Origin of the sequence: Cupriavidus mimosae, assembly GCF_023952485.1 — a bacterium.
GTDB lineage: Bacteria > Pseudomonadota > Gammaproteobacteria > Burkholderiales > Burkholderiaceae > Cupriavidus > Cupriavidus taiwanensis_C.
In genome coordinates this window covers 212634-224452 of the sequence record NZ_JALHRY010000004.1, presented here as the reverse complement: position 1 = coordinate 224452, position 11819 = coordinate 212634, and the positions used below count along the sequence as shown (strand labels likewise).

Here is an 11819-nt window from a genome sequence, read left to right as displayed (position 1 = left end):
TTTTGACGTGATAATCGGTAAGGTTAGTCAGCCTGCAAGCGATCAACGGGAAACCGACGCCAAACCAAGGTTAGCGGCCTCGTCCTCCTGGATGTCGCATCCCTTCATCGCCCCCTTCGGCAACCCCGCCTCCGCCCCACTCCCCCCCGGCCCCACAAACAAATGCCGCGCCCCCTTTAACGTAGTCATCCCCGGCGCATGCACCTCAATCGTGTTCCCCACCACCCGAACCTGCGCCCCCGCAGCATTCAGCAACACATGGTCCTTGGCTTGCACCTTCACCGCCCCCTGCGACGACGAAACCGTCACCAGCTTCTCCGCGGCGATGCGCCCCTGCCCCTGCAGGCTGGCAACTCCCACTTTCCCACTCGCTGCATGCATGGCAATACCCGCGCCGGAATCTCCACCAGCCTTGCCGTGTGTGAACAGGCTCAGCCCGTCCGCAACCGCCACTGACAGATTCCCGCCAGCCGCCACATTGGCATCTTTCTGCGCGGCAAGGGTCAGTTGCGTACCGGCGATCAGCACAGCATCGGCAGGCGTGGTCGCGGCAATGCCCTTGGGTGCGGAGACTTGAAGATGCGGTTCGTTGTAAGCCGTGGCGCTGGCCTTGCCGTCTGCGCCAGCTTCCGTATGGCGCAGGACTTCGGTGGTGTGCTTCAGCTGGGCAATGGCCGGCAGTTCCGCTGCGGCGGGCTCTTCCGGGAGATTCGCCTTCTGCTTGCGCGCGACGTCTGCCAGCGAGGTCAGCAGATCGGTGCTGGCCTCCACCTGCGCAGCGGCTGCTTCGCTGTCGAGCAACGGCACGCTGGTGCCCGCGCCGTGCGCTGTCAGCAGCATGCCCGCACCGCCACGCAGCGCGCCGCTGTCCGCAGTTTCCAGCGCGGCCCCGTGGCCGAGTGCAGCCTGCCGGGCATTGTCGCGCTGTTCCAAGTGGTGGCCGAGCGTCAGTGCGGAGGCAGCCTGTGTGGTCGACAGCAGCGTGCGGCTTTGCCCTGCGGTGTCGTCAAAGACCAGCTGGTTATAGCCACCGGTACCGTTCTGGCTGTTGCCGAGCGCCTGTGTCTTGATGCCGGATAGGACCGCGTTGTGGGCGTGTCCTTGCTGGCCATTGGCCTGGCCGGCGCCGTCCTGCTTGCCATCGGCCGCTTCGGTGCTGCCTGCAAACCAGGCCGGCGCATTGCCGGTGGCATTGGCAGCGCCGGTCTGGTTCTGGTTGTACTGGGCGCTGGCCTGGCCGCGGCCGTTGTAGGCGGCACCGATCACGACCGGGCGGTCGATGTCGCCGTGCTGGAACTCCACCACCACTTCCTGGCCGACGCGCGGCAGTGCCACGCCGCCCCAGTTTGCGCCGGCAACCGGGGTCGCTACGCGCACCCAGGTGCCCAAACCGGCTTCGGCGCGGGCGTTGTCGTCGCCCGCCGGATGAGACAGCCGGCTGGCCGAGCGGGCCCCGCGCTGCCAGTGGAACTGGACCTTTACCCGATGGTCGCGGTCGGTGTGCACGGGACCGTCCGTGCCGATGACGATGGCAGTCTGTGCCCCGGTTACGGTGGGGCGCGGGTGTAGCTGCCGCCCTTGTCCGTCAAGCCGCTGCGGGCGGTATGGGACCTTTGCCGGTACTACCGTAAATTGATTGCGGTAGAACGGCACATCCGCGGCGGCCGACGTACCGTCGGCTGGCGCAGCGGCAGGCTGGCCTGTCCCGAGCAATTGATCGATGACGCCCCGGAAGCGCTCGTTCAGGTTGTTGCGGGCCGCGTGCGTCACCGCCAGGACCACAAAGCTGCGCTCGTCGTCTCCCTGCACGCGCTCGTAGTCGAAGTGGCCGGTCAGCACGAAGCGGCTGGCGGGCGCCAGCGTGCGTACGCTGCCCTCGCCAGAAAACGACAGGCGTCGGACTTCCAGCGCCTCCACCAGTTGCCGGGCATGGCGCTGTGCCTGGTCGCCGTCCTCGAACCAGTATTGGCCGGGATAGTCGGTATCCTGGAGGGTCGGGGCAGCGGAATTGCCTTCGGCCGGCGCACCGGCCTCGGCGCTGCGCACCGCCTTGGCGCGATAGTCCCAGCTTGCCACGGCCACGGCATTGGTCTGCAGCCTGCGCGCGCCTTGCCAGCGATCGATCACGTCTTCGGCAGCGGTGGCATCGGCGCGGCCGAAGCGGATCCTGGCCTGTTCGTTGTCCTGGAAAACATCGTTGGCATCGGCGATCACCATGCGATGCGTGCCGAGTGCCTCACCATCGGCGGCTTCATGCTCGAAGTAATAGAACAAGCCTTCTTCGGCGAGCAGGCGCGTCACGAAATCGAAGTCGCTCTCTTCGTACTGCGTAACGATGCTGCGGCGCGGATAGGCCGACGCGTCGCGCAGCGCCCAGCGCCACGCCGGCACCAGCTTGCCCTGGCCGTTGTAGTCGCCGAACACGCTGTCCACCACGTCTACCACCGACATGTCCTGGAACAGGAAGCTGTCGCGGCGATGGCGCAAGAAGGCCAGCCAGGGCTCCACCACGATCCGGTAGCGCGCCAGCCCGCCGTTGGCGCCCACGCGCTCAAAGCGGGTAACGTGGCCATGGAAGGGCCGCAGCGTGGTGCGGCTGCGCTGGGTCAGCAGGTCGATGCGCACAGCCTGGCCCAGAAGACTCTGCGCCTCGATGCCGGCGTTATCCGACACCGCTGTCAGTTCGATGCGAAACCCGCCGCCGTCCAGCCGCTCTGCCGCCTGCAGCTGCTCCGGCATCAGCGCGTCTTGCCCAAGGGGCGTCTGCAGGCGCAGCAAGCGGTTGGCCTGCAAGAATGCGGCGCCAAGCAGTTTGGCCAGGTCGGTCGCTGAAACCATGAATTACTCCCGCGATGTCACGAGTCTGCGCATGCCGATATCAGCTGATGCGGTACTTGAACTCACCGTTCTTGCCGGTGGTGACTTTGATCTTGTCGACGCCGCCACCCTCTGCCATGCGCACCAGCACGGTCTGCGCGATCTCCGGAAGCAACGTCCCGTTCAGGATATGGTCGACCGCACGCGCACCGGCATCGACTTCGGTGCAGCGCGCCAGCACCGCCTCGACCAGCGCGTTGTCCCACTGGAATTCCGCCTGGTGGTTGGTGGCTACCCGGTCGCGGATGCGGCCGAGCTTGAGCGTGATGATTTCGACCAGCACGTCATCCGGGATCGGGTAGTACGGCACGACCTTGGTACGCCCCAGGAAGGCCGGCTTGAAGGCCTTGTACAGCGTCGGCCGCAACACCTCGGCCAGGGCATCGGCGTCAGGCAGTTCCTCTGCGGGCTTGTTCAGGCAAGCCTGCATGATGGCCGACGAGCCGACATTCGATGTCAGGATGATGATGGTGTTGCGGAAGTCGATGGGCCGCCCCTCGGCATCGTCCATCTCGCCCTTGTCGAACACCTGGAAAAACATCTCCAGCACATCCGGGTGGGCCTTCTCGATCTCGTCCAGCAACACCACGCTGTAGGGGTTGCGGCGCACGGCCTCGGTCAGCACGCCGCCCTCGCCATAACCGACATAGCCCGGCGGCGATCCCTTCAGCCCCGACACGCTGTGCGCTTCCTGGTACTCGCTCATGTTGATGGTGATGAGCTTGCGCTCGCCGCCATAGAGGATGTCTGCCAGCGCCAGCGCGGTTTCGGTCTTGCCCACGCCAGACGGGCCGGCGAACAGGAACACGCCACGCGGCTTGTTGGGATCTTCCAGGTTCGCCGTGGCGGTGCGCACGCGCTGGGCGATTGCATCCAGCGCATGGTCCTGGCCGATCACGCGCGCGGCCAGCAAGGGTTTCAGGTTCAGCACCGTGCGCAGCTCATCCTTGACCATGCGGCCAAGGGGAATCCCGGTCCATGCCGATACGATCTCCGAAACCACGTGACCGTCCACCTGCAACGGCACCATCGGCGCTTCACCCTGGAGCGCACGAAGTTCCGCCAGCAGCCGGTTGAGTTCGTCGGATTCCACAGCCGCAGCGGCCGCCTTGCGGCTGCCCTTGCGCGGCATTGCCACCACATCGCTGTTGGCGGCCATGGCCGGGGCGGCTGCTTCCTCCGCATCGTTGCCCTGCTCTCGTGCCGTGCGTAGTGCCTGGATACGGGCCACCAGCTCGCGCTCCTGCGCCAAACGCGCATCTGCGGCAGTCACGCGTTGTTCCAGTTCGGCACGCTGTGCTTCCAGCGTTGCCAGGCGCTCGGCGTGCGCGGCGCCGGCGCGCTGCTCGCGCTGCAGCGCGGCCAGTTCCACGGCAAGGCGCTCAAGCGCCTTGCGATCGTCCTCGATCGCGCCTGGCGTGGCGTTCTGCCCCAGCGCCACCTTGGCGCAAGCGGTATCGAGCACGCTGACCGCCTTGTCCGGCAGCTGGCGGCCGCTGATGTAGCGATGCGACAGTCGCACCGCCTCGGTAATGGCTTCGTCCAGCACGCGCACGCCGAAATGGCGCTCCATCAGCGGTACCATGCCGCGCAGCATCGCCGCAGCCAGCGTTTCGCTGGGCTCATCCACCTTGACCACCTGGAAGCGCCGCGCCAGTGCGGCGTCCTTTTCGAAGTACTTTTTATACTCGCTCCAGGTGGTCGCGGCGATGGTTCGCAGCTCGCCGCGCGCCAGCGCCGGCTTGAGCAGGTTGGCGGCATCGTTCTGCCCGGCCTGGCCGCCCGCACCGATGATGGTATGGGCCTCGTCGATAAACAGGATGATGGGTTGCGGGCTCTTGCGGACTTCCTCGATGACGTTCTTCAGGCGATTCTCGAATTCGCCTTTAACGCTGGCGCCGGCCTGCAGCAGCCCCATGTCGAGCGTACGCACGGTCACGCCCTGCAGCGGCGGCGGCACGTCGCCCACCGCAATACGCTGCGCAAGGCCTTCGACCACCGCGGTCTTGCCGACGCCGGCCTCGCCGGTCAGGATCGGGTTGTTCTGCCGGCGCCGCATCAGGATGTCGATGACCTGGCGGATCTCGGCATCGCGCCCGATCACCGGATCGATGCGGCCATCGCGGGCGGACTGGGTCAGGTCGACGGTGAACTGGCCGAGCGCCGGCGTCGCGGTCAGCGCGGGCGCCGCCGTGGCACCGCCGGCGCTTGCCGTGGTCCCGCTGCCATCGGCGATGTCCACCGCCTGTACCCGCTCCTCGGAACCGGCGGTCAGCTTGTCGAAATCATGCTTGAGGCGATCCGCATCGAACTCGGCAAAGCGATGCGAGCCGCGTACTGCCAGCGGCGCCAGCGCCGGCTCTGTCAGCAAGGCCAGTAGCAGGTGGCCGGATCGGATGCGGGTGGTCTGGGAGTCGAGCGACGCAATCAGCCACGCATGTTCGAACAGCTTCGGCAGATAAGGCGAGAAAGCCGGCGTGCGCGTGTTGCCATCCTTGAAGCGCGCGATTTCCGCTTCCAGGTCGCGCTGCAGCGCCGAAGGATCGATGCCGCTGGCGCGCACGGCCACCGCGAAATCGCTGCGCGCGTTCTCCAGCAACGCCAGGAACAGGTGCTCCAGGTCGACCTCATAGTTGCCGCGCGCCATGCACAGCGACGCGGCGCGCTCCGCGGCCTGCCGGCAGCTTGCATTCAGTTTGGCGATCAACGTCTTGAGGGGAATGGCCATGGCGGCTTGGGCTCCGGTAGGTGTGAATCGCGTTGGTGGCGCGCGTTAGTGGCGAAATCTGGACGAAATCAAAGCTGCTCAGTGCACCGGCGCAAGCGTGTAGCGCGCATCGCTGCGGTCCTGGCGCGCTGGCCTGGTACTGAGGAAGGTGTCCCAGCCAAGCCTGCCGCTGCCTTGAACGCCAAGTGCGCAGCCGGAAACATCGCTGGCGCGCAGGATAAGGCCCACTTCGTACTCCAGCGTCGCGCCGCACAGCACCGTCACCATCTTGCGCAAGGCCAGGGCGCCTTCGGCGCCGGGCAGGAAGTTGCGATACTGCTCGCGCCCCAGCGGCCCCATCCAGATGCGCACGCGCAGGTCCCGCTGCCAGACGCGCGCGCCGGCAAGGGCGGTGGCGCCCAGCAAGTTGTTGGTGCCGCCGAGACGCGAATACTGTGATGGCGGCACCTGGTACCAGCCGCCGACGAATTGCTCCACGCGCACTTCCGCCTGGAAGTAATCGGACAGCACCTGCTGCAAATAGGAAGCCGACACCGGCCGATGGCGCACGGCGGTGGCATACCCGGCCAGCGCTTCGTCATGCACGACCCCGGCCGTGGCCGACAAGCCGCGCCGCATGGACTTGTCCGCCATGCCGGCCAGCGACAGCAGCAGTGGCAGGTAATGCCGGTTGCGGTCGACTTCATGCTGGAACGGCAGCCGGTATTTCTTCCACGCCTGGTAGAACAACGCGGTGGCGCGATTGGAGAAGATATCGAAAAATGCGCGTGCGGCGCGGTCGCGGCGCAGGGTTTCGCGCTCCGCCACGATCTCGGTGTAGTGCAGCGGCAGCGCGCCCTGCGCCCCCAGCATGCCGAAGAAGGTGGGCGTGATCGACACCTGATCCAGCGCACCATCAGCCAGGGCCTGGGCAAAAGCCGCATCGCTATCCAGTTCGCCATTCAGCGCGGTGGCGGCCTCGATGGACTGCAGCTCGCTCGGCGGGAACGACAGCGACAGGGTATTGCGAAAGGCGACGCGCGTGGCCAGCACCTGCTCCGGTGTGCCCGCCCCTTCGCGCGCATAGTGGAGCTCGAGCAACCGCACCGCCTGGAAGAACTCGTAGCGGTAGGGCTGCCTCAGCAGCGCGCGGATTACACCAGGATCGATTCGCCGCTGCGGGGTGCGCATCTTGCCAGTTCCTTGCCGCCGCGGCGCGATACCGCGACCAGCTGCACAAAGCTGTTCAGGTGGACATAGAGGCCAAAGAAATGGTCCATGACCCGGATAAAGCGATGCAGGCCGGTGCCGACGAAGGCATCCTCGTCCAGCGTCAGCTGGATCTCAAGGCCGCGCACAAAGGTTGCAAACGGCTTGCCGGCCAGCCACTGCGTCGTCGGCTTGTAGTCCAGGCCGACGATGCCTTCAATTTGCCGCGCCGAAATCGCGCTGCGCGGCAGGTCATGCAGGCGCAGCATTTCCTTGAGCGTCGTCAGGCCGTTCTGCACCAGGGACAGATGATTCAGCGCCAGCAGCGATACCAGCCGCCATTGCGACGAGCGCCCGCTGTTCAGCCGCATCGACGGCGTCGGCTTGCGCAGGAAGCTGATGCGGCGAGCGATCGAGCTGCCCTCCATGGTCAGGTCGCCATCGGGCTGGCCGAACGCCAGCAGCGCCGGCAGGTCCCGGTTGGTACAGGTGACGCTCAGGCTCAGCGTTTCCGTGCGGGGGCTGGCGGGATCGAAGTCCGAATCGACAATGGAGATCTCGGTCTCGAAGCCGGGGCTGCGTTCCGCCACCAGCGCATTGCGGCGGGCGATCCAGTAGTGGCCGGCCTCACCCGGTTCTTCGCCATGGTGCAGGGAATAGAACGGCCGGAACTCCACCACGTCGTGGCTGGCGGCAGTTTCACGCACCAGTTGCACCTGGTCGATCGAATAGATCTCGAAGCCGTGCGCGCGGCGGCTGTCGGCCACCACCGGATAAGCGGTGGCGGTGTGTTCGACGCGGATCGGGTCGGCCTTTTGCCGGAACAAGTTGACCACCGGCGTGCAGTGCAGTCGCAGGTGGCCAGCGCCAAGCCCTTCAAGCAGGCGCGCGGTGTTGCTGTCGCTGCGGACATCGGTCAGTACCAGATGCAGCGTCAGGCGGCGCGCTGCCGCGGCGGCGCTGGGCGACAACGCCCGCTGAACCGGATCCAGGTCAAGATCGAAGAAATTGAATTTCTCGGCGAAGCCGAAATGCTCGCTTAGCAGCCGGTACGCCGGATGCGAGCGCGCCGGGGTGTCGATCAGCGCCTCATCCGCGCCAAAACCAACCTCGCGCAGCGGCACGCGCTGCAGGCGCTTCCACAATCCGGGGCGCTCTTCCACGTACGCTGCGGCCACGTGCAGGAACAGTGCGTCCCCCAGCGCCGCCACGAACGATGGCTCGCCATCCAGGTAGACGCGCACGGCCTGGCGACCCAGCGCATCGAAGCCACCCTGCTCGCCCAGATACTCCAGTTCGATCGAGATGGCCCCGGTTGCGCCCTTGGGCAGATTGACCGTCGACGGCGCGGACACCGCCCGCTCAAAGCCGGCCGCAGCGATGCGCAGCGGCAGGAAGGTCACGTCATAGGCCGTGCGGAAACGGCACTCGACCTTGCGCACCGGCCGCGTGGTCAGCAACGTGCCGCGCGGCACCGTGACCGGTGCGCTCAGTTGCGCAGCCATGCCAGCCACGTCGAAATGCGCAATCGAACAGGACGGAAACGGGCTCAGGTAGTGCGGGTACAGCACCTCCAGCAGCGCTTCGGTGAATTCAGGGTACTCGTCGTCGAGCTTCTTGCTGATGCGTGCAGACAGGAAGGCGAACGATTCGATCATCCGCTCGACGTGAGGGTCGTCGCAGCCATCCGCCGACATTGCCAGGCGCGCCGCAATCTTCGGATAGCGCTCGGCAAAGTCGCGCGAGTACCGGCGCAGAAAGGCCAGTTCTCGTTCGTAATATGGCAGCAAGTCTTCCATTCTGTGTGGCCGGTGTTGGCACTAGTGACGCAGGTGGCGCGTTGGCAGTCGGGCGGCGGGCGGTGCCCGCAGCAACCTGATCCGGTCGCCGCGCCTCAGCCTCGCCCTCGCGTGACCGAGTACTGCAGCGTCGATGGCTGCAGCATGGCATCGAAGCTGACCGGCTCGCGCGCGGGGCCCACCAGCAGCACCGCGCTGATGCCAAAGCACAGCACGCTGGTGGCCCGCTCGTTGACCGACAGCGCGACGCTGACGTTCTGCAAGCGCGGCTCATGACGCTCGATTGCATTGCGCAACGACTGGCATATGTACTGGCGGTCATCGAAGCTGGCCAGGCTCAGCCCGGCAAAGTCATTGAGCCCATAGGTCAGCAGCGACCGGCGGCACTCGGGCAAGCCGTTGAAATCGGCATCCTCATGGACGATGCGCGTATTCAGCAGCGCCTCGATGTCGCGGGCCACCGTCGCTTTCAGCTCCTCCAGCGACAATTGCCGCAACGCGCTGGGCAGCGGCGCGTGCGGCTCGTCGTCGAAGAGCTTGTCGAGCAGGCTGGGCTCAAAGCCTTTCATGGGCGTGAACAAGCAAAATGCCGCGGCAACGCTGCCGCGGCGAGGCTTGACTGCAGGAACGTCAGACCGAGTAGGTCTTGTCGTTCTTGGTCAGGCTCCAGGCGCCCTGCGAGTTGCCGCCCTGGTTGCCGCCGATCTTCTGCTGCGTGTACTTCCACTGCACGGCAGCGTACTTCAGCGTGAAGCTGTCGCTGGGGATGCCTTCGGCAACGACGTTGGCCGCCACCGCGCCCAGGATGGCGTTCTTCAGCTTGATTTCCAGGTACTTGACCCGCTTGCCTTCACCGTCGGCACGCAGGAAGTCGATGGTGACTTCGTCGAACGTGGTGCCGCCCGACACGTGCTGGTACAGCAACGGGCTGACCACGTCCAGATCCTTGGTGAACACCATCTCACCGTGTTCGCAACGCTCGGCGGTATGGCCGCCTGCGGTCGACGCGGTGGCCGAACGCGGCTGCGTGATGCTGTGCTTCCAGGTGTTGACCTCGATCCAGTCCTTGTGGTCCTTGTCTTGCGATTCGCCCTTGATTGCCGGGCTGCCGAACTTGACGTAGATATCCTTCATGGAAAGACCCTCGATGAAAATCGCTATTTAGGCTTCTTGCCAGTTTCCCGGCATTGCTAGGTACTGCGCCCGCATTCCCCCGCAGGGATCGCGGTCAGGAGTTTGCCGCTTTGGGCAAATCCGCAACCAGCCGCAGCGAGATCGAAAGTTCATCAAGCTGGAAGTGCGGGCGCAGGAAGGCGACGGAGCGGTAGGTGCCCGGCTTGCCGGGTACCTCCGACACCTGGATCGAGGCTTCCCGCAGGGGGAACTGCGCCTTCTGCTCCTGGCTGGCGTTGTCGTCCAGCAGAACGTATTGGGAGATCCAGCGGTTCAGGAAGCTCTCCACGTTCTGCGCTGAAGCAAAGCTGCCGATCTTGTCCCGCATCATGGCCTTCAGGTAATGCGCCACGCGCGACACCGAGAAGATGTACTGCAGCTGTGCCGACAGCACGGCATTGGCGTTGGCGCTGTCGGTGTTGTACTTCTTGGGCTTCTGCACCGACTGGGCGGCGAAGAACGCGGCATAGTCCGAGTTCTTGCAGTGCACCAGCGGGATGAAGCCAAGGTCGCTCAGCTCCTTCTCGCGCCGGTCCGTAATGGCGATCTCGGTCGGGCACTTGAGTGCGATCTCGCCATCGTCGGTCTTGAAGGTATGCGTCGGCAGGTCCTCGACCAGGCCGCCGCCTTCGACGCCGCGGATGGCTGCGCACCAGCCAAAATCCTCAAAGGCTGCGGTCAGACGCGCGCCGAAGGCCCAGGCGGCGTTGCACCACAGATATTTGCCATGGTCGGTGCCGTCCACGTCCTCGACGAAATTGAAGCCCTCGACCGTGGTGCCATCCTTCGGGTTGTACGGCAAGCGCCCCAGGAAGCGCGGCATGGTCAGGCCGACGTAGCGCGAATCCTCGGATTCGCGGAACGACTTCCACTTGGCATATTCGACCGTGTCGAACACCTTGGCCAGGTCACGCGGTTTGCCGAGGTCGGCGAAGGACTCCAGGCCCAGCAGCTCCGGCGACGCCGACGCAATGAACGGAGCGTGCGAGGCCGAGGCCACGTGCGACATCTGCTCGATGAAATACACGTCCTCGGGCTGGCGCGTGATTTCATAGTCGCCGATCAGCGCGCCGAACGGCGCGCCGCCGAAGGTACCGAACTCTTCTTCGTAGACCTTCTTGAACAGCGCACTCTGGTCGAAGTCGATGGCAGTCTTGAAGTCACGCACCAGGTCGCGCTTGGTCGCGTTCAACGCCTTGATCTTGATCATCGTGCCGGTCTGTGTTTCCTTGACCAGGTACGACAGGCCGCGCCACGTGCTCTCCAGCTTCTGGAACTCCGGCGCGTGCATCACGGCGCTCAGCTGGGCCGAGATCAGGCGATCCAGCTCGGCCACGCGCGCATCCAGCGTCGCCGACAGGTTGTCTGACACCACCACGGTGCCGTCCAGCACCTGGCTGACCAGCTCGCCGATGATGTCCTTGGCGCGCGCATGTTCGGAATCCGACTTTGCAACCTTGCTTTGCTCGACGATCTCGTCGAGCAGGTTCAACGTGCCGACAGCCACGTCGGGCTGGGCAACTGCAGCGGACTGGTTATCAAGCATCGTCGCCACCGTTCCTGGCATTGGCACCGAGCTTTTGCAGCGACTCGGTATTGGTCAGCACTTCCGAAAGCAGGTCTTCCAGCTTGTCGTTGCCGGCCAGCTTGTTGCGCAGGTCGGCTAGCTTGGAGCGGGCTTCGAGCAGCTTGCGCAATGGCTCGATCTGCTCGACCACGGCTTCCGGATTAAAGTCTTCGAGGGAATGGAACTTCAGGTCCACGCCGAACTTGCCGCCCTCTTCAGAGAGCGTGTTCGGCACCTGGAACGCCGCGCGCGGCTCGATGCCGGCCATCACGTCGTCGAAGTTGTCGCGGTCGATATTGACGAACTTGCGGTCGCGCAGCTTGGGCTGCGCCACTTCGGACTGGCCCGACAGGTCAGCCACCACACCCACGACAAAAGGCAGTTCCTTCTGCTCGATGGCATCGCCCTTCTCGACGTCGTACGTCAGTTGCACACGCGGGGGACGCACCTTCTGCAGGCGCTTCTGGACACTTTCTTTCTTGGCCAT

Annotated in this window: 8 protein-coding genes; all 8 read right to left on the bottom strand. The window is 65.3% G+C overall.

Annotated elements, in window-relative coordinates; all coding sequences use genetic code 11:
• Positions 1–42 precede the first annotated feature (42 nt).
• Positions 43–2838, bottom strand: a complete 2796-nt coding sequence (locus tag MKD50_RS09635; protein ID WP_252666991.1) for a type VI secretion system Vgr family protein — start codon at positions 2836–2838, stop codon at positions 43–45.
• Positions 2839–2878: 40 nt separating this feature from the next.
• Positions 2879–5605, bottom strand: a complete 2727-nt coding sequence (tssH, locus tag MKD50_RS09630) for a type VI secretion system ATPase TssH (RefSeq protein WP_252666990.1) — start codon at positions 5603–5605, stop codon at positions 2879–2881.
• Between the two features lie 78 nt (positions 5606–5683).
• Positions 5684–6775: a type VI secretion system baseplate subunit TssG gene (gene tssG / locus MKD50_RS09625; protein WP_252666989.1), complete on the bottom strand. Its 1092-nt coding sequence runs from the start codon at positions 6773–6775 to the stop codon at positions 5684–5686.
• Positions 6739–8592, bottom strand: coding sequence for a type VI secretion system baseplate subunit TssF (gene tssF / locus MKD50_RS09620; protein WP_252666988.1), 1854 nt, complete (start codon positions 8590–8592; stop codon positions 6739–6741). The genes tssG and tssF overlap by 37 nt, the downstream gene beginning before the upstream one ends.
• Before the next feature lie 95 nt (positions 8593–8687).
• A complete protein-coding gene (tssE, locus tag MKD50_RS09615) occupies positions 8688–9161 on the bottom strand; it encodes a type VI secretion system baseplate subunit TssE (protein WP_115700238.1) in 474 nt (157 codons plus the stop codon).
• Positions 9162–9222: 61 nt separating this feature from the next.
• A complete protein-coding gene (locus MKD50_RS09610; RefSeq protein WP_115700237.1) occupies positions 9223–9726 on the bottom strand; it encodes an Hcp family type VI secretion system effector in 504 nt (167 codons plus the stop codon).
• A gap of 94 nt (positions 9727–9820) precedes the next feature.
• Complete coding sequence (gene tssC / locus MKD50_RS09605; protein ID WP_252666987.1) at positions 9821–11311, bottom strand: type VI secretion system contractile sheath large subunit; 1491 nt, start codon at positions 11309–11311, stop codon at positions 9821–9823.
• A complete protein-coding gene (tssB, locus tag MKD50_RS09600) occupies positions 11304–11819 on the bottom strand; it encodes a type VI secretion system contractile sheath small subunit (RefSeq protein ID WP_012355842.1) in 516 nt (171 codons plus the stop codon). The genes tssC and tssB overlap by 8 nt, the downstream gene beginning before the upstream one ends.